Origin of the sequence: Advenella mimigardefordensis DPN7, from assembly GCF_000521505.1 — a bacterium.
GTDB classification, from domain to species: domain Bacteria; phylum Pseudomonadota; class Gammaproteobacteria; order Burkholderiales; family Burkholderiaceae_B; genus Advenella; species Advenella mimigardefordensis.
This window is the reverse complement of record NZ_CP003915.1, coordinates 1,021,745-1,044,413: the sequence shown is the minus strand read 5'-3', so window position 1 is coordinate 1,044,413 and position 22,669 is coordinate 1,021,745. Positions and strand designations below refer to the sequence as shown.

The 22,669-nt window shown below is 56.6% G+C and carries 20 protein-coding genes; 4 read left to right on the top strand and 16 right to left on the bottom strand.

Annotated features, from left to right (window positions below; genetic code table 11):
* Positions 1-16: 16 nt before the first annotated feature.
* The 7 genes from MIM_RS04805 to MIM_RS04775 form a co-directional block, all read right to left on the bottom strand.
* Complete coding sequence (locus MIM_RS04805) at positions 17-3,142, bottom strand: efflux RND transporter permease subunit (protein ID WP_025371634.1); 3,126 nt, start codon at positions 3,140-3,142, stop codon at positions 17-19.
* Entirely contained in the window at positions 3,114-6,230 is a 3,117-nt protein-coding gene (locus tag MIM_RS04800) for a multidrug efflux RND transporter permease subunit (RefSeq protein ID WP_025371633.1), read from the bottom strand. The genes MIM_RS04805 and MIM_RS04800 overlap by 29 nt, the downstream gene beginning before the upstream one ends.
* Complete coding sequence (locus tag MIM_RS04795) at positions 6,227-7,447, bottom strand: MdtA/MuxA family multidrug efflux RND transporter periplasmic adaptor subunit (RefSeq protein WP_025371632.1); 1,221 nt, start codon at positions 7,445-7,447, stop codon at positions 6,227-6,229. Before MIM_RS04795 ends, MIM_RS04800 begins: the two co-directional genes overlap by 4 nt.
* Positions 7,448-7,600: 153 nt before the next feature.
* Positions 7,601-8,386, bottom strand: a complete 786-nt coding sequence (zapD, locus tag MIM_RS04790) for a cell division protein ZapD (RefSeq protein WP_281178008.1) — start codon at positions 8,384-8,386, stop codon at positions 7,601-7,603.
* A 96-nt stretch (positions 8,387-8,482) separates the two neighbouring features.
* Positions 8,483-9,103 carry a dephospho-CoA kinase gene (gene coaE, locus MIM_RS04785; RefSeq protein WP_025371630.1) on the bottom strand — a complete coding sequence of 207 codons (621 nt, stop codon included), beginning with the start codon at positions 9,101-9,103 and terminating at the stop codon, positions 8,483-8,485.
* A complete protein-coding gene (locus MIM_RS22380) occupies positions 9,063-9,794 on the bottom strand; it encodes a prepilin peptidase (RefSeq protein WP_158318693.1) in 732 nt (243 codons plus the stop codon). Before MIM_RS22380 ends, coaE begins: the two co-directional genes overlap by 41 nt.
* A 37-nt stretch (positions 9,795-9,831) precedes the next feature.
* Entirely contained in the window at positions 9,832-10,320 is a 489-nt protein-coding gene (locus tag MIM_RS04775) for a hypothetical protein (RefSeq protein WP_025371628.1), read from the bottom strand.
* Here MIM_RS04775 and MIM_RS21995 point away from each other — a divergent pair.
* Positions 10,319-10,948: a hypothetical protein gene (locus MIM_RS21995; RefSeq protein WP_025371627.1), complete on the top strand. Its 630-nt coding sequence runs from the start codon at positions 10,319-10,321 to the stop codon at positions 10,946-10,948. The two genes, MIM_RS04775 and MIM_RS21995, sit on opposite strands and share 2 nt — an antisense overlap.
* 82 nt (positions 10,949-11,030) lie before the next feature.
* Here the strand turns inward: MIM_RS21995 and MIM_RS04765 are convergent, their stop codons facing one another.
* From MIM_RS04765 to MIM_RS04735, 7 genes are all read right to left on the bottom strand, one after another.
* A complete protein-coding gene (locus MIM_RS04765) occupies positions 11,031-11,288 on the bottom strand; it encodes a response regulator transcription factor (protein WP_025371626.1) in 258 nt (85 codons plus the stop codon).
* Positions 11,289-11,369: 81 nt separating this feature from the next.
* Positions 11,370-12,224, bottom strand: a complete 855-nt coding sequence (panC, locus tag MIM_RS04760) for a pantoate--beta-alanine ligase (RefSeq protein ID WP_025371625.1) — start codon at positions 12,222-12,224, stop codon at positions 11,370-11,372.
* Between the two features lie 18 nt (positions 12,225-12,242).
* Entirely contained in the window at positions 12,243-13,115 is an 873-nt protein-coding gene (locus MIM_RS04755; protein ID WP_042069974.1) for a segregation and condensation protein A, read from the bottom strand.
* A gap of 8 nt (positions 13,116-13,123) precedes the next feature.
* Complete coding sequence (locus tag MIM_RS04750) at positions 13,124-13,315, bottom strand: DUF3460 family protein (RefSeq protein WP_025371623.1); 192 nt, start codon at positions 13,313-13,315, stop codon at positions 13,124-13,126.
* A gap of 103 nt (positions 13,316-13,418) precedes the next feature.
* Positions 13,419-14,138 (bottom strand): amino acid ABC transporter ATP-binding protein, encoded by a 720-nt coding sequence (locus MIM_RS04745; protein ID WP_042069972.1) that lies wholly within the window; start codon positions 14,136-14,138, stop codon positions 13,419-13,421.
* A gap of 44 nt (positions 14,139-14,182) precedes the next feature.
* Positions 14,183-15,292: an amino acid ABC transporter permease gene (locus MIM_RS04740; protein WP_025371621.1), complete on the bottom strand. Its 1,110-nt coding sequence runs from the start codon at positions 15,290-15,292 to the stop codon at positions 14,183-14,185.
* A gap of 2 nt (positions 15,293-15,294) precedes the next feature.
* The gene (locus tag MIM_RS04735; protein ID WP_025371620.1) at positions 15,295-16,467 is read right to left on the bottom strand and encodes an amino acid ABC transporter permease; all 1,173 of its coding nucleotides are present in this window, start codon (positions 16,465-16,467) and stop codon (positions 15,295-15,297) included.
* Positions 16,468-16,723: 256 nt separating this feature from the next.
* On the opposite strand from MIM_RS04735, the gene MIM_RS04730 reads away from it, so the two are divergent.
* The 3 genes from MIM_RS04730 to mutY are packed head-to-tail and all read left to right on the top strand — an operon-like array spanning position 16,724 to position 19,407.
* Complete coding sequence (locus MIM_RS04730) at positions 16,724-17,392, top strand: cell division ATP-binding protein FtsE (protein ID WP_025371619.1); 669 nt, start codon at positions 16,724-16,726, stop codon at positions 17,390-17,392.
* Positions 17,389-18,297, top strand: coding sequence for a cell division protein FtsX (locus MIM_RS04725; protein ID WP_025371618.1), 909 nt, complete (start codon positions 17,389-17,391; stop codon positions 18,295-18,297). The genes MIM_RS04730 and MIM_RS04725 overlap by 4 nt, the downstream gene beginning before the upstream one ends.
* Before the next feature lie 3 nt (positions 18,298-18,300).
* Entirely contained in the window at positions 18,301-19,407 is a 1,107-nt protein-coding gene (gene mutY, locus MIM_RS04720; protein WP_025371617.1) for an A/G-specific adenine glycosylase, read from the top strand.
* 34 nt (positions 19,408-19,441) lie between these two features.
* On the opposite strand, the gene rodA is transcribed toward mutY, so the two are convergent.
* Together rodA and mrdA are read right to left on the bottom strand one after the other, a co-directional pair.
* The gene (gene rodA, locus MIM_RS04715; protein ID WP_025371616.1) at positions 19,442-20,596 is read right to left on the bottom strand and encodes a rod shape-determining protein RodA; all 1,155 of its coding nucleotides are present in this window, start codon (positions 20,594-20,596) and stop codon (positions 19,442-19,444) included.
* Positions 20,589-22,658: a penicillin-binding protein 2 gene (gene mrdA / locus MIM_RS04710; RefSeq protein WP_025371615.1), complete on the bottom strand. Its 2,070-nt coding sequence runs from the start codon at positions 22,656-22,658 to the stop codon at positions 20,589-20,591. Before mrdA ends, rodA begins: the two co-directional genes overlap by 8 nt.
* Positions 22,659-22,669 lie beyond the last annotated feature (11 nt).

Below are 22,669 nucleotides of genomic sequence, written 5' to 3'. Positions count from 1 at the left end.
AGCGCATTCACTACAGTTATTGACCGGAACCAGGCGCCACTTCAGGCCCGTCTGCCGGTGTGTTTTTGTTTTTGCTGCGCCACTTGAACCTGTGGCGCAGCCGATCAAGATAAATATACACGACCGGCGTGGTAAACAAGGTCAAAACCTGACTCAGAACCAGGCCACCCACAATTGCAATACCCAGCGGCTGGCGCATTTCCACCCCGGCGCCGGTGGCCAGGATCAACGGCAGCGCGCCGAACATGGCCGCCATGGTGGTCATCATAATCGGCCGGAAACGCACAATACATGCGTCGTAAATGGCCTCTTCGGGCGGTATATCTTTTTCCCGTTCCAGCGCAAGCGCAAAGTCCACCATGATAATGGCATTTTTCTTGACGATGCCAATCAGCAGGAAAACGCCGATCAGCGCAATCACCGTAAATTCCATATTGACCATCAGCAATGCCAGTAACGCGCCCACCCCAGCCGAAGGCAGGGTCGACAGAATCGTCAGCGGATGCATATAGCTTTCATAAAGCATGCCCAGGATCAGATACATGACGACCAGCGCCCCGAGGATCAGCAGCGGTTGCTGGGACGACGACTGCTGAAACAGTTGTGCATTGCCGCCAAAGCCGGCCTGAATTTCATTGGCCGGCAAACCAATACGGGCCACCGCATTTTCAATCGCATCGCTAGCCTGCTCCAGCGATACGCCTTCAGCCAGCGAAAAGGAAATCGAATCAGACGCCATCAGCCCCTGATGTGAAACGGACAGGGGCGAGGTACCGATCTGAAACGAGGCAAAGGCCGATAGCGGCACCAGTTTGCCATCCGAGGCGATAATCTGCACGGTCTTGAGCACTTCAGGATCCTGCGCATATTTGACATCAATGCCCATCACCACCTGGTACTGGTTCAGCGCACTGTAAATGGTGGACACCTGTCGCTGGCTGAACAGATTGTTCAGCACACCGGCAATCGTGGACATTTCCACATTCAGCCGGGTCGCACTTTCCCGGTTGATCACCAGTTCAATCCGTCGCCCTTTTTCCTCGGCTTCGGACTGCACATCCACCAATTCGGGCAAGGTGCTCATCGCCTGTCGTACCTGCGGCACCCATTTGCGCAAGGTATCCAGATCCCCCGACAACATATCATACTGGTAGGAACCGGCGGAGTCCCCGCCCCGGCCGGCGCGGATATCCTGTTGCGGCACCAGCGAGAGCCGTGCGCCGGCAATCGTCGGCAGGGACTTGCGCATATCGTTGATAATTTCCGTTGCCGACTGTGATCGTTCTGCAAACGGCTTGAGCTGGATCAGAAAGAAGCTGCTATTGCTGCCACCACGACCGCCGGAGTACCCTGAAACGGTGTCCACATTCGGATTTTGCAGAATCGCCTTGCGATACGCTTCCAGTTTGGGCACCGTCGCAGCAAATGACGTCCCCTGATCGGCACGGAAAAATCCCTGAATCATCCCGGTATCCTGTTCCGGAAAGAAGCCTTTGGGAACCGCAATATACAGATAGACATTCAGCACGACCGTGGCAACCAGCGTAAGCAACGTCAGAAAACGAAAGCGAATGGCAAAACGCAGCATGCGCCCATAGCCGGCGACCAGACGATCAAAAAAACCATCCCACATCCGCTGCAGACGGCTCTTCTCCAGATTCGGCTCATGCCTGAGCAACTGCGCGCACATCATGGGCGTGAGCGTGAGCGAAACAATCAGCGACATAACGATGGCCACCGACAGCGTCATGGCAAACTCAAGAAACAGCCTGCCGATCAGCCCGCCCATAAACAGCAGTGGAATAAATACCGCCACCAGGGACACACTCATACTCACCACGGTGAAGCCCACTTCACGCGCGCCCACCAATGCCGCACGCATGGGATGCATGCCGCGTTCGATGTATCGCATGACATTTTCCAGCACCACAATCGAGTCATCGACTACAAAACCGGTGGCTACGATCAGGGCCATCAGCGAAATGGTATTGAGCGAGTAGCCCAGAAAGTACATGAAGATAAACGTGCCCATCAGCGAAACCGGCACCGAAATGGCCGGAATCAGCGTCGCGCGCAGGCGTTGCAGAAAGAGCATCACCACCACGATCACCAGCAGTACCGCAATAATCAGCGTCAGTTCGGCCTCGTGCAGGGTCGCCCGGATACTGGGCGTACGGTCCTGCGCCACATCCAGATTCACCTGCGGCGGCAGCAACTGGGTCAGGTCAGGCAACATGGCATTGACCGCGTCCACCGTCTGAATGATGTTGGCATCGGCCTGCCGACGCACCAGCAGCACCACGGCCTGCTTGGTGTTGTAAAAACCCTTGTTGTACAGGCTTTCAGTGGAATCATAGACATGCGCAACATCGCGCAGACGGACGGCGGTATTATCTTTCCAGGCAACGATCAGGTTTTCAAAATCCCTGGCATAACGCAATTGCCCGTTGGTAGCCAGTTGCCACTGATATTCATTATTGTCCAGAAAACCCTTGGGCCTGACCGAGTTGGTCGCTGCCAGCGCCTCGCGAACGGTATCCAGCGAAATGCCCATGTTATTGAGCATATTGGGATTCAAATCCACACGCACGGCCGGCAAAGAGCTGCCGCCTACCGTCACTTCACCCACCCCGCGCACCTGCGCCAGCTTCTGCGCCAGGATCGTAGAGGCCAGGTCATACAACTCGCCCTGGCCAAGCAGATCCGAGGTCAGAGCAAGTACCATCACCGGCGTCGAGGACGGATTGACATTTCGATAGGTGGGCGGCTGCTTCATACTGCTGGGCAACAGGGGCCGCGCCGCATTAATGGCGGCCTGCACTTCGCGGGCAGCCGTATGCACGTCCTTGTTCAGGTCAAATATCATGAAAATGGACGTAGACCCTTCCGAACTGCTGGACTGCATTAAATCGATTCCGGCAATATTGCCCAGCGAGCGCTCCAGCGGCGTGGCTACGCTTGAGGCCATGGTCTCGGGGCTGGCGCCGGACAATGAGGCGCGCACCACAATGACCGGCGAGTCCAGTGTGGGCAACGGCGCCACCGGCAACAGAAAGAAGGCGACCATGCCCATCACTGCAACCGCCAGCGCCAGAAGTGACGTTGCTACCGGTCTAAGGATGAACGGGCGCGACAGACTCATAGTTCGGCCTGCGCGGCCACGTCAGATGGCCTGTTTTTTTGGCTAGCCTGTCAAACATCAGGTAAATGACCGGCGTGGTAAACAGCGTGAGCAACTGGCTGCAGATCAGACCACCCACCATGGTCAGCCCCAGCGGCTGCCGCAATTCAGCACCGGTGCCGGTGGAGAGCATGAGCGGGATCGCACCGAACAGCGCAGCCAGCGTGGTCATGAGAATAGGCCGAAAACGCAGCAGCGCCGCCTGATGAATCGCCTTGACCGGAGGCAGCCCCTGATGACGCTCGGCATCCAGCGCAAAATCGATCATCATGATGGCATTCTTCTTGACGATGCCGATAAGCAGAATAATCCCGATAATGCCGATCATATCCAGCTCGTTACCGGACAGCATCAGCGCCAGCAGCGCCCCCACTGCCGCAGAAGGCAGCGTTGACAGAATGGTTACCGGATGGATGTAGCTTTCGTACAGCACGCCAAGCACGATATACATGGTAAAGACGGCAGCCAGCAACAGCCATAATGTGCTGGACAGTGACGACTCGAACGCCTGCGCCGCTCCCTGAAAGCGCATTTCCACGGATGCCGGCAACCCGATCTCGGCCTTGATCTGATTCACACGCTGCACGGCATCGGATAACGATGCGCCGGGCGCCAGGTTGAAAGAGACCAGTGCGGACGGGAACTGATCAACACGCATCACTTCCAGCAACTCCTGCCCCGGCACAATCTGCGCCAATTGTGTCAGCGCAATCGGTGTGCCGGCAGAGGTCTTGATGTACACCTGGTCAAGATCGGCGGGATTATCGCGAAAATGCTCGGCCACTTCCATCACCACCCGATACTGGGCAGACTGGGTAAAGATCGTGGACACCAGACGCTGACCAAAGGCATCATACAGCGCGTTATCAATCTGTGTCATGGTGATGCCATAGCGCGCCGCTGCATCCCGGTCCACTTTAACAAGCGTTTGCAGGCCATTGAACTGGAAGTTGTCGGTCACACCGGCCAGAGCCTTGTCGGCCGCCAGATGCTCAACAAAGACAGGGACCCATTCGCGCAGTTGCGCCGCATCCAGGCTGGACAAGCTCAATTGATATTGCGTGCGCGAAACCCGGGCATCGATGGTCAGATCCTGTGATGCCTGCAAATAGACTTTCATGCCCTGCACCTGCGCAGCCCGTTCTTCCAGACGCGCCATGACATCTGTAATGGTGTCACGCTCTCCCGTGGGCTTGAGTTCTACCTGCATCCGCCCGGTATTCAGCGTGGCATTCGAGCCATCCACACCGATGAACGAGGAGACCGAGGCAACCGCCGGATCTGCCTTGATCGCCCGGGCGATCTGCACCTGGCGCTCGGACATCATTTTGAATGAGGACGACTGCGGTGCTTCGGTAATGATCTGGATCATGCCCGTATCCTGCTGCGGGAAAAATCCCTTCGGAATCCACATGTAAAGCAGGACAGTAAGTACAAAAGTGGCCAGCGCCACCAGCAGCGTCAGGGTCTGATGCCGCAGGACCACAGTAAGCATGCGGTCGTAACCATGAATCACCCGATCAATCGCCTGTCCCAGACGACGATGCAGGCGATTACCCTCGTACTCAGACTCGGGCTTGAGCATGCGCGCGCACATCATCGGCGTCAGCGTCAGGGAGATCACGAGTGAAATAATAATGGCCGTCGCCAGCGTAATGGCAAACTCACTGAACAGCCGGCCGATCACGTCGCCCATGAACAGCAGCGGAATCAGCACCGCAATAAGCGAGACGGTCAGCGAGATCAGGGTAAAGCCGATTTCGGCGGCCCCCTTGAGCGCGGCCTGCATGGGGTTTTCGCCGTTTTCGATATGACGCGCGATATTTTCGATCATGACAATGGCATCATCCACCACAAAACCGGTGGCAATGGTGAGCGCCATCAGCGTCAGATTGTTCAGACTGAAGCCCAGCAGGTACATCACACCAAAGGTGCCAACGATAGACAGCGGCACCACAATGGAAGGAATGACCGTTGCACTGAAACTGCGCAAAAACGCATAGGTCACCACGATCACCAGCAGGATCGCCATCAGCATTTCATTTTGCACATGATTGATCGATTCGCGAATGGTTTCGGTGCGATCCGCCACCACATCAACCTGCAGCGAAGCCGGCAAAGCCTGCCGCAGTTGCGGCAGCAGCTTTTGCACATTGTCCACGACATCGATCACATTGGCGCCGGGCTGACGCTGGATATTGAGCAGAATAGCCGGTTTGTCATTAATCCATGCGGCCTGTCGCACATCCTCGGCCGATTCAATCGTGTTGGCCACATCCTTCAGGCGCAGCGGCGCGCCGTTGTTGTAGGCAAGAATCAGATTGTTGTATTCGGCTGCCGTTTTGACCTGGCTATTGGCATAGATGGTTGTGCCTCGACGCGGACCATCGATATTGCCGGTAGGCTGGTTGACATTGGCCGCGGTGATAGCGGTGCGCACATCGCTTAAGGCCAGACCATTGGCAGCGAGGGCTGTGGGGTTCACCTGGATGCGCAACGCCGGCCGTTGCCCGCCCGCGATACTGACCAGCCCCACCCCCGATATCTGCGACAGTTTTTGCGCCATGCGGGTTTCAACCAGGTCACGGGCCTCATGCAGGGGCACATTATCCGACGAGATCGCCAGTGTGACAACGGGCCGGTCTGCCGGATTGACCTTGTTGTACACCGGCGGCATGGGCATATCCGAAGGCAACAGGTTCGATGCCGCGTTGATCGCCGCCTGCACCTCCTGTTCGGCCACGCTCATTTGCACATCCAGCCCGAACTGCAGCGTGACCACTGATGCGCCGCCCGAGCTGGACGATGTCATTTGCAATAAGCCGGGCATCTGTCCAAACTGACGCTCAAGCGGCGAGGTGACCAGCGATGCCATCGTGTCGGGCCCCGCCCCCGGATACAGCGACACAACCTGGATGGTCGGATAATCGACTTCAGGCAGTGCAGAAACAGGTAACAGACGATAGGCAACCAGACCGCCCAGAAAAATGGCGATCATCGCCAGCGTGGTTGCCACCGGCTTCAGAATGAACGTGCGCGAGATATTCACTTGACGATCTCAACTTTGGCCCCATTACGCAGACGATCCACGCCTTCCGAGACCACCTGTTCTCCTTCGGCCAGCCCCTTGGTAATCTGGGTATAGCCACTATCGACCACCCCCAGTTCAATCTGGCGGGTCTCAACAGTATTGTCGTCTTTCACTATATACACATAGGGGCCGCGGGAACTGTTCTGAATGGCATCGGACATGACCACCAGCGCATCGGGCACCTCGCGCACTTTCAGTTCCGTATTCACAAACTGATTCGGAAACAGCGTTTCGTTTTCGTTGGCGAATGTCGCCTTCATCCTGACGGTACCCGTGGTAGTATCCACGGCATTATCCATGGAGGCCAGTTCGCCTTCGGCCAGTTGCGTCTTATTGTCGCGGTCGCGCAAAACGACCTTGAGCTTTTCGCCCTTATATAGCGGACCGGCGACATCGGGCAACCAGGATTCTGGCATGGAGAATACCACCGCAATGGGCTGCACCTGGGTAATGGTGACGATCCCGTCGGTGGAGCCTGCAGACACCAGATTGCCCACGTCCACCGTGCGCAGACCCAGCCGCCCACTGATGGGTGCGGTCACTTTGGTGTAGGTCAGCGACAGGCGGGCCTCATTGACGGCGGCCTGATTGTTTTGTGCCTGGCCTTCATACTGGCGCACCAGGGACTGCTGCGTATCTACCTGCTGGCGGGCGATCGAATCCTGCTTGAACAGCGTCTGATAGCGTTGTAAATCCCGTTTGGCATTGGCCAGCAGTGCCGTATTCTGTGCCAGTGTGCCCTGCGCCTGCTGCAGCGCCACTTCAAATGAGCGCGGGTCAATCTGCACCAGCAGATCGCCTTCATTGACCTTCTGGCCTTCGGTAAAGAGAATTTTCTGAATCGGGCCGTCAACCCGGCTGCGCACCGTCACGGTATTGAACGCGGTAACGGTACCCAGGCCACTGACACTGACCGTGAGATTTTTTTTCATGACAGGCACAACGCTAACGGGGGTGGCCACCATAGGCATGCCATTGCGCCCGCCTCCCGGGGCACCGCGCCCGCCCGAGGCCGGCGCTGCGCCGCCCGCCCGTTGCCCTGCCGCCGGTTTGTCTGCCTGTTTTTGATCGGCGCTGTGCTGCCAATAGTAATAACCACCGCCGGCAAGCAGCAGAATAATCAGCAGGAGTAACGGTTTACGGGACTTTCTATTGGTACTTGAGGGAGCCGGCATAGGTCTGACAACGCTTCTGATTCAGGAAGCCCCTATTTTTACCTATTTACCGGGGCGCGGCATCCCTTTTGCCGACAGCTGTAATAAATCGCAACAAGGCAGTTGTAACAGGAAAACCATCGGAAATACGCTAACTGACGTCAACCGCCACATTCAGACATTACAGAATGACAATTTGAATGCAGTAGGTGTTGTAATCAGTTGCGTTTTGTATTGATTGTCCAGTTCGGAAAAGCGTACCCATACCACATATTTGTTCGCACTGATTTCCGGATAGATCAGGCGCTCGTCCGATACCCATACTCGCACCATCTGGTATATTTTACCGCCGAGCATTTCCTGAAAGACGCCCCCTTCCTGGGTGCCGGCATCAATCGGACTACCCGACTCACGCAGCATTTTCAGCACCACACTGACACCATCGAATAACGGCATGAAGGGTTCAACCCACTGGGTGATTGCGCGCTGGCGATTCTCTTCAGGCGACAGTTGCCAGGCATGGTAGGAAGGGATATCAATCTGCGAGGTACCGCCTGGCACGGCAAAGCGGTTTTTCAGACTCATGAGCCATTCGTTTTCGCGCGCAGCCTGACCAATGCGGCCCTTACCCATCAGCGCGACGGACACACGATTCAAATCGCCAATGGCCGCATCGAGGGCGTTCAGATCAATATTCGGATGGTGGCGGTAGTTTTCCAGATTGGCTTTCTGCCTGTCAATATCCTGCAAAATCCCGGAGCGCACTTCTGCCCTATCGCATGTATCCATAATTTCAAACAGCAGGGATAATGCGACATGCTGATGCATGGGACTGGTTCCACTGATAAATGCAAATAATCGCTTGAACAGATATTCAAGTCGCATCAGGGATCGGATACGCTCATTAATAGGATATTCGTATAAAACCAATTGACTGACCCTTTTCTTTTTTGATATCACATTATGCAGGCACCAGGCGCCTGCTCACTGCTGCCGGGGAATGGCGATCTCGCGTCCCTGGCGCAGCGGGGTTGCAGGCCCGCAGTTGCCGCCCTGCTATTGTGTCTTCTGTTGCCCGCTCAATTGCAGCCAATGCTCATGCACCTGCTGCACCCGCTCTTCGAGCATGGCGAGTGTAATACCGGCACCGTTGAAGATCACATCGTCAGCGGCTGCCAGCCGTTGCTGGCGTCGCGCCTGAGTACTCATGATGTCCGTGACGGCCTGTACCGAAAGACCACTGCGTGCCTGCACGCGCGCGATCTGTTCTGTTTCTTCACAGTCTACCACACAGATTCGGTCCATTATCGGGCGATATCGGGCCAGAGACTCAACCAGCAGTGGAATATCGTAGACCAGATAAAGCCCGGTGGCTGCCGCGGCGGCGGCCTGCGTCGCCTGACCAATAAGCGGGTGCAGAATCTGTTCGAGCTGACGCCGCTTAGCCACATCCTGAAAAACCTGCTGGCGCATATAAGCGCGATCCATGGCACCGTCTGCCTGCACTGCCCTGCTCCCAAATGCCTGTGCAATAGCCGGCATGGCCTTACCTCCCGGCTGGGTCAGGGACCGCGACAGGGCATCGGCATCAATCACGCTGGCACCCCGGGCGGCAAGCAATTGCGAAACGGTGGACTTACCCGAGCCGATGCCCCCTGTCAGACCTATCCTGTACAACGCAGACTCCCTTGAAAAACAAGGCCGGGCGCGCAACGCCTGGCCTGATCATGCAATATGTACTGCCCATATCTGCCTGCGGACAGTCGCAGGATACATGCATTGCAAGCGCGCCCAACGCCAGACAGGGGCCAAACGCAATGGTCCGCAGCAACGCACCGGTTATACATCGTATTACCAGAATGTACACCAGTCCTGCAAAACAGGCCACACATAACAGCAAGAGTAATTGATTGTAAGGAAACCAGAGGGTCAGCACGGCGATCATCTTCAGGTCGCCTGCAGCCAGCGCAGGCCTGCTCCCAACAGCCTCGCATCGTCTTATGCAAAGCAACACCACCGGCACCGTGACAGCAAACGCAGGCAGGGCATGGGCCAGCGTCGGCGTGTCCGGCAGGCCGGCCACGATTGACAGCAGGCCTACAAGCAGCAGTAATGCCAGCAGATAATCGGGCAACAAGCGCATCTGAATATCAGCCAGCGTCAACAAGGCCAGCAGGTAAAAGAACAACAGCCACTGCCGAGACCACTCACAGGTAAGCAGGTAAAGAAATACCGGCAATGCGATCCCCACTATCAACAGCAGGATGCCCGTAAAGCGCCAGCCCGCTGTGACCACGCAAGCAGCCACTGCTGCGTGCCCGTAACGCCAGCGCAGAACAGCGCATAGCAATGCATATGCGGGCCACAAACTGCACGCCATCAAAACACTAAGCAAAAACATAACCCTACAGCAGCACCCGACAGCCACCCGAGAACCCGGACGCCGGCAACGTCTTCACGCCGGTGCCTCCCACGATCGATGCCTGCCCGCCTGCCCCGTGCATGACGCTGCCGGCACCATCGGAAATCCGATGGGTTGATCCAAAACGACTGGCTGTGCCGGGATGGATATTGCCGTGGTAATATGCCGCTAGTTCAGCTAGTTCAGTGTCCGCGCAGGCCTGTGACGTCTTCCTGGCTTTATTCCAAATCCGGGTTCTGATCCGGGTTCTGATCCGGGTTCTGATCCGGGTTCTGATCCGGGTTCTGATCCGGGCTTTGATCCGGGCTTTGATCCGGGCTTTGATCCGGGTTCTGATCCGGGCTTTGATCCGGGTTCTGATCCGGGCTTTGATCCGGGTTCTGATCCGGGCTTTGATCCGGGCTTTAGTTCCGACTTCAGTCCCGGCTTTGACCCTGACGCTGATCCTGTTTAATAGGAAAAAAACTGTCATGCTTTCTGTTCCATTCCGTTTTCGACCGGCACTGCTGTCGGCTTCCCTTCTGGTCCTGCTGGCCGGTTGCAGCACCTCGGCGCAACACTCAACGGCAAGCGATACCGCGACCCGAGAGCGTGAAACGCGGCCTGCGTCTGCCTATCCTGGGAGCGGGCAAATCCAGATTCCCTTCGGCACGTCGGAGCCCACCCAGGCCGAGCTGCTTGCCGAAAGACAGCGGCAATCCACAACCCAGGGCCTGATACCGGAAGGCAGAACCTTTCTTGGCTCCATCCCGTGCGAAACGGCAGCATGCTCCGTACAGCGCGTGACCCTCACTCTGTTACCAGACGGGCGCTGGCAGCGGATATCGCAGCCTCTGGTACCAGCCGGCGCACCGCGCACAGACGCCGGCTGCTGGAGACCGGAACCCGGAACCCGGCCTCTGGTACATCTGTTACCGCTACGTGCCAACGGCAGCAGCGCCAGTATCGCTTCGTTCAGCATGCAAAGCCCGGCTGTGCTCAACGTACAAACGCTCGGCACCAGAACAATCACCCGACGCTATACACTCACCATACAGGCAGATAAGGATTCGTCCAGCGCATTACAGAACGACACTTCGTTTTTCTGCCCGGCGCGTTAATAAGCAAGCCGTCCTAACCCGGCTGCCATGATCTGATCGTTCACGCCTTGCACGGTCTATACCGCCAGGTAACCGTGATGGTTCATGCCTGTTGATTGTCGGAGATATGCGGGTTGAGCCGGGAAAACACCTGCCGTGCCAGCTCTGTGGCATTACGAACATGCATTTTTCGAAAAATGCGGGCCCGATGTGCTTCTATGGTTCGTTGCGACACGCCGAGTTCGGCGGCCGCAACCTTGTTTGGCAAGCCGCGAGTAATAAAAAAGAAAACTTCTTTTTCCCGTGGCGTCAGGCACTGTATCAGGACATCCAGCCCTGGCATGTTTTCTCCTGTTCCCATCTTGATTCCTCTTATTTCTTGTGAAGATGGGACAAATTATAGTGATCATGCCAGTGACCAAAAACTATCAGTATTGACAGTCTATGGTTGATATGCGAATTCCAGGTTATCAATCAGACGGGTTGTTCCCAACTTGGCTGCGGCCAGTACGACCAGCGGTTCGTTGGCAAGAATCTCCTCCTGCGACGGCGGATTAAGATCATGCCGACGGCGCACCGACACATAGTCTACTTCCCATCCGCGATCAGCAAGCTTCTTGCGACCGAATGCTTCCAGGGATTCCACGCTGGCATCGCCCGTCTGCAACTGATTGCGAACCGCCTCCAGGGTCTGATACAAAATCGGCGCTTCAGCGCGTTCGCTGTCCGACAGAAAGCGGTTGCGTGAAGACATGGCCAATCCGCTATCTTCGCGCACGGTTTCATGCGCATAAATAGTGATCGGCAACTGGAATTGACGGCACATTTTGCGCACAATCATCAATTGCTGATAGTCTTTTTTACCAAACACGGCCACCTTGGGCTGTACACAGGAAAACAGCTTGAGCACCACCGTTGATACCCCGGAAAAAAACCCCGGGCGAAACTCGCCTTCCAGAATATTACCCAGGCCTTCAGGCGGCTGAATCCTGAAACTTTGCGGCTCCGGATACATCTCCTTGACCGCAGGTGCAAACAGCACATATACATCCCGCCGCTCTTCGAGCTTGCGAATATCCTCTTCCAGCGTACGCGGATATTTGTCGAAGTCTTCATTGGGCCCAAACTGCAGGGGATTCACAAAAATGCTGGCTACAACCGGATCACCATGCTGGCGCGCCATTTTCATCAGCGCCAGGTGGCCCTCGTGAAGATTGCCCATGGTAGGAACGAAAGACGCACGCAACTGGCCGCGCAACTGATCCCTGAGCTCTTCAATGGTATGTACAACTTTCAATCTGATTCCTTTGACAGGTCAGGCCACGGCCTGGCTGCTATATGAGAGACGAATATAAATGGGGGCGTAGGGTTCTGCCTGGGTGATTTCCAGGAGGGTTTCACGGGCCAGTTCCAGCATGGCCAGAAAATGAACCACGACGACTGCCGCCGGATCACCATCTTCCACCCGCTCATAGAACAGATCCCGAAATTCCATGAATCGCACGTCAGACAGACGACGCAGAATATGGGTCATATGATCACGCACCGATAGCTGTTCGCGCGTAATATGGTGGTGTGCATTCAGTTTGGCCCGCTTCATGATGTCCAGCCAGGCCAGACGCAGGTCTTCAGCATTCACCTCGGGCAGTGCCCTCTCGGTGCTCAGATCCATAAAGGCGCGAGCACGCTCGAAGTCACGACCCAATTGTGGCAATTCATTGAGCTTCTGGGCCGCCAGCTTCATCTGCTCATACTCCAGCAGACGACGAACCAGCTCAGCACGCGGATCTTCCACCTCTTCACCGGTGTCTGATTTTTTGACCGGCAGCAGCATACGCGACTTGATTTCAATCAGCAGGGCCGCCATCAGCAGATATTCGCCGGCCAGCTCCAGATTGTGCTTGCGGATCTGATCCACATAATTCAGATATTGCCGGGTCACTTCCGACATGGGAATATCCAGCACATTGAAGTTTTGCTTGCGGATCAGGTACAGCAATAGATCCAGCGGCCCTTCAAAGGCCTCCAGGAAAACTTCCAGCGCATCTGGCGGAATGTACAGATCCTGAGGAATATTGAACAGCGGCTCACCGTACAGGCGCGCCAATGCGACCGAATCGATGGTGTCGGGTGTGGAATCCACTTCAGGAGAGACCAGCGCGTTGAGCTGATCGGCAGGCACCGTCATTCGGGCGTTCAGCTATTGCTCGAATACACGTAGGGTTTCTGGGGCACTTTGGCCTTTCTGAAACCATCGAGCAGGTCGGTATCCAGGGTTTTATCCCACAGGAGTCCGCGCCCCTGCCGTTGCCGCTCTTCGGTACCAGGGTGTTCGTCTTTGTACTGCTTGATGAACTTGGTAATATCAGATTCGAAATTGTCTGCCATGATTTTGTAACCGTTGGTGTAAATAGCCGTATACGTAGCTGTATAGGGCCGCTTGATGCCGCCATTTTACACCGGAATCCGGGACGGCATCCCGGCCAGGGCATTAGTGCAGAATCTGGTCCAGAAAATGACGGGTACGTTCATGTTGCGGATGGTCAAAAAACGCATCCGGCGTGTTCTGCTCCACGATGCTGCCCTGGTCCATGAACACCACACGATCGGCAACCTGGCGCGCAAAGCCCATCTCATGCGTGACGCACAGCATGGTCACGCCAGACTCTTCGGCCAGATTAACCATCACGTCCAGCACTTCCTTGACCATTTCCGGGTCCAGCGCAGAGGTGGGCTCGTCAAACAGCATCACTTTGGGGTTCATGCACAGCGAACGGGCGATCGCAACACGCTGTTGCTGCCCCCCGGACAGCTGGCCGGGAAACTTGCCGGCCTGATCCGGTATGCGCACCCGCTCCAGATACTGCATGGCGGTGTCGCGCGCCTGCTGCTGCGACTGTTTCAGGACCCAGATCGGCCCCAGCGTGAGGTTTTCAAGTACGGTCAGATGCGGAAACAGATTAAAGTGCTGGAACACCATGCCCACATTTTTGCGCACCTGTTCGATTTTTTTCAGATTGTCGCTCAGTTGCGTTCCGTCAACGACAATCCTGCCTTCCTGATGCGACTCCAGGGCGTTGATGCACCGGATCAGCGTCGACTTTCCGGAGCCGGACGGTCCACAGATCACGATGCGCTCGCCCGCAGCAACGTCCAGATTGATGTCTCGCAGTACATGATACTGGCCGTACCACTTGTTGACATTTTCCATGAGGATAATAGTTTCTGACACAGATTAACTCCAGGGTCTGGCGGCTAGCGCGAATAGCCCGTATCCAGCTGTGCTTCAAGCCGCTTGGAATAGCGGGACATGGCAAAGCAGAACACGAAATAAATCAGGGAAATGAACAAATACGCTTCAATACTGAACCCCCGCCACAACGGATCTGACAGGGATGCCTTGGCCGACAGCGTCAGATCATAAATACCGATAACGACCACCAGCGATGTGTCCTTGAACAGAGCAATGAAAATACTCACCAGTGGCGGGATCACGATTTTGAGCGCCTGTGGCAACACAATTTTGCGCATGGTCTGCCAATAATTCAGGCCGATAGACTGGGCGCCTTCGATCTGTCCCCGGGGAATCGCCTGCAATCCGCCGCGAACCGTCTCGGCCACATAGGCAGAAGCAAACATGATGATGGCAATCTGTGCCCGCAACAGTTTGTCAATCGATATCCCTTCCGGCAAAAACAGCGGCAGCATGACAGACGACATAAAGAGCAGACTGATCAGTGGCACGCCGCGGATAATTTCGATATACACCACGCACAGCGCTTTGATGACCGGCATATCCGAGCGGCGCCCAAGCGCCAGTACCACGCCAATGGGGAAGGCAAACGCAATCCCGAAAGTGGACAGGATCAGCGTCAGCGGCAGGCCGCCCCAGCGCGTATTTTCTACGTAAGACAGGCCGGCAAAACCGCCCCACATCAGACCGGCCACCACCGCCAGGCCGACCACCCAGATCACAACCAGCCGCCAATTCCAGAAACGCCGCAAGGCGCTGCAGATGATGACAGCGAGCAGCACCAGCGTTGCCAGCAAGGGCCGCCACTGTTCATCGTAAGGATAGGTGCCGAACAGAATGAGGCGATATTTTTCCCGAATGAAGGCCCAGCACGCACCGCCCGATGCGGCGCTGCACTCCTGAGCATTGCTGGCGGTGAAATTGGCTTTAAGCAGCGCCCATTCCACCAGTGGCGGCAAGCTCATCAGCAAGAACCATACCAGGAAAAGGGTAATCAGAATATTCAGCGGTGAAGAAAACAGGCGCGCCCGCAACCAGCCGAACGCACCGCTTTTCCCTCTGGGCGGCGGCATTGCGGCGGCGATATCCATATCCTGTGTCGTCATATTCATGGCTATCGCTCCACCAGCGCAATGCGCCGGTTATACCAGTTCATGAACAGGGAAATAGACAGGCTGACCGTCAGATACGCGGCCATGACAATAAGAATACCCTCGATCGCCTGCCCCGTCTGATTCAGGGTAGTATTGATGATTGACACAATATCCGGGTAGCCGATAGCCACTGCCAGTGAGCTGTTTTTTATCAGGTTCAGATAGGTGCTGGTGAGCGGTGGAATCATAATCCGTAACGCCTGCGGCAGAATGATCAGACGCAGCGCACGACGGCGACTCAGCCCAACGGAGCCGGCTGCCTCCCACTGGCCGGCAGGCACGGCCTGTATCCCCGAGCGCACAATTTCCGCGACAAAGGCCGATGTGTAAATCACCAGCCCACAGAGCAGCGCAGTCAACTCCGGCGTAATGCTGGCGCCACCGGCAAAATTGAATCCCCTGAGTTCAGGCACACTGAAAACCAGTTCGCCGCCACCGAGAAAAAACCCGGCCACCGGCAACAGAATAAATAGCGCCAGACCTATTGGCCACAGCGCCGTTTGCACGCCGGTATCGATTTGCCGACGGCGCACATACCGGCCCGCCACCACGGTGAGCAACAAGGCAAGCACGACGGCGGCCAGCATCCATATCAGGCCCTCGCCTTCGGCAGAAGGAAACCGGAAGCCGCGATTGGACAGAAACACGCCCGGCAGCGGATGCATAGCCTGGCGCGGACCCGGCAAGGTTTCCACAATCAGCGCGTACCAGAAAAAAAGCTGAATCAGCAGCGGAATATTGCGCAGCACCTCTACATACACGGCAGCCAGCTTTGCAATCAGCCAGTTTTTTGACAGGCGGGCAATGCCCATCACAACCCCCAGCAGCGTGGCCAGCACGATCCCCACAAGAGAAACATAAAGGGTATTGACCAGACCCACCAGAATGGCGCGCCGATAAGTATCGGTGGGCGAATAGTCTATAAGCGATTCGCCGATGGCAAAGCCAGCCTCACGTCCGAGGAAATCGAAACCGCTGCGGATATTGCGCACTTCCAGATTGTGAATGGTATTTGTCACCAAATACCAGACACCGCCAGCGACCAGCCCAAGCACGACAATCTGATAGACCATCGAGCGAAATGTTGGATCACTCCAGGAAAAGGCCATGCCTTTGGATTTGTTTTTCTTCATGCGTTACAGTATCAGGAGGGACCGGGTCTGCCGGCTTCGGTTCCTGCGATCAGGTACGAATAAAAAGGCTGAAACCACATCGTACCTGTTTTCAGGCCGCAGCGAACCAGCATGACGTAAAGAATACCATCGTTATACCCTATCTTGTTCGGCCCATGCGCCAGTTCATGCAATCACAATCGTAAATACCCTAATGGATAGGCAATTACTCTAAAATACGCGTTAACAGAACCGAATTTCAAGTAACCGGATCCTCATGATTCAATTCCAGCATGTCTTCAAATCCTACGGACAGGGTGCGAATATCCTGGCTGATATCAATTTCAGCATCGCGCCGGGTGAATTCGTTTTCGTCTCCGGTCCATCCGGAGCCGGCAAATCCACGCTTCTCAAGCTGATCGGCGGACTGGAAGCACCCACGCGCGGGTCCGTCATCGTCAAGGGCCAGCACATGGACCAGATCGGCAGCCGTGCCAGGCCCTATCTGCGGCGTGCCGTTGGCGTGATTTTGCAAAATATGCATCTGCTGTATGACCGGAGTGCCTTCGAAAACGTCATGCTGCCGCTGGCGGTGATTGGCCTGAGTTCGGACAAGGCAGCCGCGCGGGCACGCGCTGCGATCGCCAAGGTCGGCCTGTCCGGCAAGGAACAGCTCAACCCGATCGCGCTGTCAGGCGGCGAACAGCAACGCCTGGCCATTGCCCGCGCGATTGTCAACAAACCCGCCATTCTGATCGCCGACGAACCCACGGCCAACCTGGATCAGGCCAGTGCCCAGAAGATTCTGGAAGTATTCCGTGACTTCAATCGTGTCGGCGTGACCACGCTTATTGCTTCACATGACCTTGAACTGCTGCGCCGGCACGCCAACCGCACGCTGCTGATCGAGCCGGGCCGCTTCAAGGATCTGGGAACCCACGCATGAAAACCTGGATAAGACATCATTTTTACGCCATGCATATCGCCATCCGGCGCCTGCTGGCTACACCCTTTTCGTCGCTCACCAACATTGCGGTGATTGCCCTTGTACTGGCACTGCCTCTGCTGGCCAGCTCCATCCTGGTTTCCATGGAACCGGTAGCACGCGATGTCTCGGTGAACCCGGCTATCACGCTGTTCATGAAAGGGCAGGTACCACTGGAAGAAACGCGCGAGCTGGGCGACAAGCTGCAGCAGGAAAATCAGGCCTATATAGAAAAACTGGAAGTGATCGATAAAAACGAGGCGCTGGCAGGATTACGCGCCTCCGAATCCTGGTCCAACGCCCTGAAAGTGCTGCCGCGTAACCCCCTGCCCAATTCGATTGTCGTGACGATCAAAGCAATGGACGATCAGGCGGGTAAAGCGCAGGAACTGGCGCAGGCATGGAGCAGTCTGGATAACGTAGACACAGTGCAGTTCGACAGCGCCTGGGTACAAAAGCTGGACGCGATTCTGTCCTTTACCCGCGGCGTTTTGCTGCTGCTGGCCATCGGTGTTGCCGTGGTGGTTATCGGTACGGTATTTAACACAGTGCGCATGCAGGCGCTGGTACAGCGGGAAGAAATCGCCGTGGCACGCCTGGTGGGCGCTACCGAGTCTTTCGTGCGGCGCCCCTTTCTGTATCTGGGCGCCCTGACCGGCCTGATCGCCGGCGTGCTGTCGCTTCTGCTGACCACTTTCGGGCTGGCTTCGCTCAACGGCGCCATTGCCCGGCTCTCGGAAAGCTACGGCACCGATTTCGTGATCCGCCTGCCCGATGTGACCTGGCTGGCGACCGCCATTGTACTGGTGATGATTGTAGCGGCGCTGGCAGCGCAATGGTCCATGACCCGGCATTCGCGTTTCTGATCCATGTCATTTGCCGGTACCGTCATTGATTGGCAGCGTGAACGCGGCAGGCACGACCTGCCATGGCAGGGCAGCCGTGACCCCTATCGCGTCTGGCTCTCCGAGATCATGCTGCAACAAACGCAGGTGGCGACGGTCATTCCCTACTATGACCGTTTCCTGTCCCGTTTCCCCACCCTGCACGCGCTGGCCCGGGCCAGCCAGGAAGAGGTCATGCCCTACTGGGCAGGGCTGGGCTACTACGCAAGGGCACGCAATCTGCATCGCTGCGCCAGGGTCATTGTGGATGACTGGCACGGTGCGTTCCCGAAAAACGCCGACGATATTGCCAAACTGCCGGGTATCGGACCATCCACGGCCAATGCCATCGCCGCCTTCTGCTACAACGCGCGCCAGCCTATCCTGGACGGAAATGTCAAGCGGGTCTTTTGCCGCTATTACGGCATTGAAGGCGAAACCCAGAAAAAAGCGACTGAGGCCGTCCTGTGGGAACGGGCCTGGCAGCACCTTGAAGCCGTGCCGGACGATATCGATATGGCGGCATACACGCAAGGCCTGATGGATCTGGGTGCAACCTTGTGTACGCGCAGCAAGCCGGCCTGTCATCGCTGTCCTCTGGCCGGTCATTGCGTCGCAAAGCGCGAAGGCCGCCAGGCACAGCTACCCACGCCGCGCCAGCGCAAGGTGGTGCCGCTACGCCAGGTCTGTGTATTGATTCTGGAGCAAAACGAGCAGATTCTGATGTATCGCCGGGCCGATAAAGGCATCTGGGGTGGCTTGCTGACGCTGCCCGAGTTCAGGGACCGCCAGGCCTGTACCGCCTATCTGCAGCAGGCGCTCGGCGAGCACACGGCGCCGGTCGCACTGGCCGCATTCGAGCATGTATTCACCCATTTTCGCCTGCATATCGAGCCGCTGCTGCTGCACGCCCCGGCCCTGCCGGCCATGCTGCCGCCCGTTGGCGACGAAGCCGACCAATCCAGTCGCTGGCAGTGGGTGGCGCTGGACACGCTGGCCGATACAGCGCTGCCGGCGCCCCTGCGCAAGCTGCTGACCGGCTATTTTGATGAAACGCCAAACGGTGCAAGCGGCACACCGCGCCTGTTCTGAACAAATAACACACCGCTGACAGCCGCAGCGGTGATTACTCCTCGGATCGCGCCGACTTGCGGCTGGGTACGTAATTGGAAATACTCATCAACAGGCCGCAGGCAAAACCCAGCGTGACCAGTGCGGTGCCACCGTAGCTCATGAAAGGCAACGGCACACCCACTACCGGCAGAATGCCCATGACCATGCCCATGTTCACGAACACATACATAAACAGCATCATGGTCATGGCGCCCGCCAGCAGCCGTCCGAACTGAGTGCGCGCTCTGATCGTGATCAGAAAGCCGCGCAACAGCAACAGCGTGTACAACAGCAACAGCATGACGCCGCCGTACAGCCCGAACTCTTCGGCAAAGACGGCAAAGATAAAGTCGGTGGTCCGCTCGGGGATAAAATCCAGATGCGTCTGGGTACCCAGCATATATCCCTTGCCGTATAACCCGCCAGAACCGATGGCAATCATGCCCTGGATAGTATGAAACCCCTTGCCCAGCGGATCGCTGCCAGGATCAAGCAATGTGCACACCCGATGCTTCTGATATTCATGCAAAATAACCCAGTCAAAATCCGGGCCGCAAAGCACCGGTTCATAATGCAGGATCATCACGATGGCCGCCACGCCCAGTACAAATACAGGCGCAATCAGCTTGAATGACAGACCGGCAAAATAGATAATGAAAAAACCCGTGCTCAGCACCAGCAGCCCGGTACCCAGATCGGGCTGCCGAATGATCAGCATGAATGGCGCCAGCAGCAACACCCCGGCAATCAGAAAATCCAGTACCCGCAACTCGGAGCGGTGTTTATCGAAATACCAGGCAAGCATCAACGGCACAATGATTTTCATCATTTCAGATGGCTGGATGACTGTGACACCAATATTCAGCCAGCGCGTAGCCCCCTTGTTGGTAATACCCACCAGCAGTACGGCAACCAGCATCAGCACGCCAACGACATAGAGCGGAATGGCAAATTTCATGATGCGTGAGGGCGGGATGATCGCAACGAACCACATGACAAAAAAGGCCAGCAGAAAATTGCGCGCCTGACTGGCAAAACGCCAGTCGGTTCCACCCACTGCAGAATGCATGACCGTCATGCCCAGCATGCAGAAAATGACCAGAATCAGCAGCAGCGGCCAGTCAAACGCGCGGAACGCCCGCAGGATCCAGTCCATCAATTTATTCATTATTCTGCCTTTGTTCAGCGCCATTGCGGCCACTGCCATTGCCAACCGGCGCAAGAATATCAGGCAAGTGTTCCGGCGCCTTGTCTTCAGGATTGGCCGGCACATCCTGCGGCACCATCACATCGGGCGACGTATCTTCGGCAGGTTCGTCGCTGTCGAGTTCCAGCACGGGAACCGAATCGACCTGAGCCGAGCGCTTCGGCGAGAGCCAGTAGTCAAAGACCTTACGGGCGATAGGCGCAGCAATACTGGCCCCCCAGCCACCATTTTCGACAATCAGCGCCACGGCGATTTTCGGCTCATTGGCTGGTGCGAAACCCATATAGAGTGCGTGATCCCAGAGATTGCGCTTCAGATTACGCGAATTGTATTTTGATCCCTTCAGGCTGAAAACCTGAGCGGTACCGGTCTTGCCGGCAGAATCATAAGCCGCGCCAGCGAAACTGCGCCTGGCCGTCCCGCGGCGGGTAACATCAACCAGCGCATCCTTAACCAGCCGGATCGACGCCTGGCTCACCGGAATCTGATAATCGGGCTGCTTCACCGTTGGCGTACGGGTCTTGTTAACCGTATTTTCCAATTCGCTGACCAGATGCGGGCGAATATACTTGCCGTCGGCCGCCAGCGTCGATGTTGCCTGCGCCAGTTGCATAATGGTAAAGGAATTGTACCCCTGCCCTACCGCAACCGAAATCGTCTCACCAGGAATCCAGCGCTGCTGGCGGGGGTCCTTGAAGGCTTTTTTCTTCCATTCTCGCGAGGGCAAAATGCCGATCTTCTCGTAATCCAGATCAATCCCGGTCTTGCGCCCGAATCCGAACAGCTGCGAAAAGTCATGCAGCGCATCCACGCCAATCAGGGGACCCAGGCTGAAGAAGTAGGTATCGGAAGAAACGACCAGCGCCCGATGCATATTGGTCGGCCCGTAGGCCGCGCCACCGGCATTGCGAAAACGCTGGTTGCCATATTCAAAATAGCCGGGGTCGGGAATGCGGGCATTCGGATCGCGCACACCCAGCTTGAGCGCCGCCAGGGCGACAAACGGTTTGTAGGTAGAGCCTATAGGAAACGTACCTGACACAGGACGGTCGATCAGCGGATGCTCTGGTGAATCGGCCAGCCTGCGCCAGTTTTCCACGTCGATACCGTCGATGAACAGATTCGGATCATATGAGGGCGCCGACACATAGGCCAGCACCTGCCCGTTACGCGGATCAAGCGCAACCAGTGCCCCGCGCTCGGGCATCCCTTCTTTGACAAAGCCCTTGCTGTACAGGTCTTCGACCATTTTCTGCAAGCCCATATCAATAGACAGGTGCAGCGTGTCGCCCGGAATCGGATCAATCCGCTTCAAAACCTGCACCGGCTTGCCCGATGCCGCCACCTCCACCTCTTCCCAGCCGGTCTTGCCGTGCAGCACCGCTTCGTAGCTGGCTTCAATCCCTTTTTTGCCGATCACATCGGTGCCGCGATAGTTGCCCTCGACCCCATCCTGTTCCAGACGTTCCTGATCTCTCTCGGAAATACGACCAACATAGCCCACGACATGCGCAGCCGACTCGCCTTGCGGATATTCACGAACCCAGCGAGCACGCAGATTGACATCAGGAAAGCGAAAGGAATGAGCAGCAAAAACAGCCGCTTCGTCATCGGTCAGGTTACCGCGCAGCATGACCGACGCATAGCGGGTCGTCTGACCCATGCGGCGCTTGAAGCGGCGGATATCCAGCGGTGTCAGCGGGATGACCGCGCTGATCTGAGTGATCAGTTCATCCAGGTTCTTCACCTGGGCCGGAACGATTTCCAGCGTATAGTCGCGATAGCTGCGCGCCAGCACCATGCCATTGCGGTCTACGATATCGCCGCGCCGCGGCGCGATGGGTACCAATGCAATTCGGTTACGGTCTGCACGCTCCGCCAGCCCCTGATAGCGTTCAACCTGCAGCACCCACAAACGGTCGATCAACAGCCCGAAGCATCCGAGCACGAACACCAGCGCCACCAGTACGCGCAACCGGATTTTCTTTCGTTGAATGGTAGAACGCTTGCGGAATTCGAACATAGCCCGGTTCC

Excerpts from the sequence above, each read along its gene's own strand:
- MIM_RS04775 (WP_025371628.1), bottom strand. The coding sequence starts at position 10,320 with ATGACAGTTTTTTTCCTATTAAACAGGATCAGCGTCAGGGTCAAAGCC.
- mutY (WP_025371617.1), top strand. The coding sequence starts at position 18,301 with ATGTCATTTGCCGGTACCGTCATTGATTGGCAGCGTGAACGCGGCAGG.
- mrdA (WP_025371615.1), bottom strand. The coding sequence starts at position 22,658 with ATGTTCGAATTCCGCAAGCGTTCTACCATTCAACGAAAGAAAATCCGG.
- MIM_RS04750 (WP_025371623.1), bottom strand. The coding sequence starts at position 13,315 with ATGGCAGACAATTTCGAATCTGATATTACCAAGTTCATCAAGCAGTAC.
- MIM_RS04795 (WP_025371632.1), bottom strand. The coding sequence starts at position 7,447 with ATGCCGGCTCCCTCAAGTACCAATAGAAAGTCCCGTAAACCGTTACTC.
- MIM_RS04740 (WP_025371621.1), bottom strand. The coding sequence starts at position 15,292 with ATGAATATGACGACACAGGATATGGATATCGCCGCCGCAATGCCGCCG.
- MIM_RS04805 (WP_025371634.1), bottom strand. The coding sequence starts at position 3,142 with ATGAGTCTGTCGCGCCCGTTCATCCTTAGACCGGTAGCAACGTCACTT.
- MIM_RS04735 (WP_025371620.1), bottom strand. The coding sequence starts at position 16,467 with ATGAAGAAAAACAAATCCAAAGGCATGGCCTTTTCCTGGAGTGATCCA.
- rodA (WP_025371616.1), bottom strand. The coding sequence starts at position 20,596 with ATGAATAAATTGATGGACTGGATCCTGCGGGCGTTCCGCGCGTTTGAC.
- MIM_RS04745 (WP_042069972.1), bottom strand. The coding sequence starts at position 14,138 with ATGGAAAATGTCAACAAGTGGTACGGCCAGTATCATGTACTGCGAGAC.
- MIM_RS04765 (WP_025371626.1), bottom strand. The coding sequence starts at position 11,288 with ATGGGAACAGGAGAAAACATGCCAGGGCTGGATGTCCTGATACAGTGC.
- MIM_RS21995 (WP_025371627.1), top strand. The coding sequence starts at position 10,319 with ATGCTTTCTGTTCCATTCCGTTTTCGACCGGCACTGCTGTCGGCTTCC.
- MIM_RS04725 (WP_025371618.1), top strand. The coding sequence starts at position 17,389 with ATGAAAACCTGGATAAGACATCATTTTTACGCCATGCATATCGCCATC.
- MIM_RS04755 (WP_042069974.1), bottom strand. The coding sequence starts at position 13,115 with ATGACGGTGCCTGCCGATCAGCTCAACGCGCTGGTCTCTCCTGAAGTG.
- MIM_RS04730 (WP_025371619.1), top strand. The coding sequence starts at position 16,724 with ATGATTCAATTCCAGCATGTCTTCAAATCCTACGGACAGGGTGCGAAT.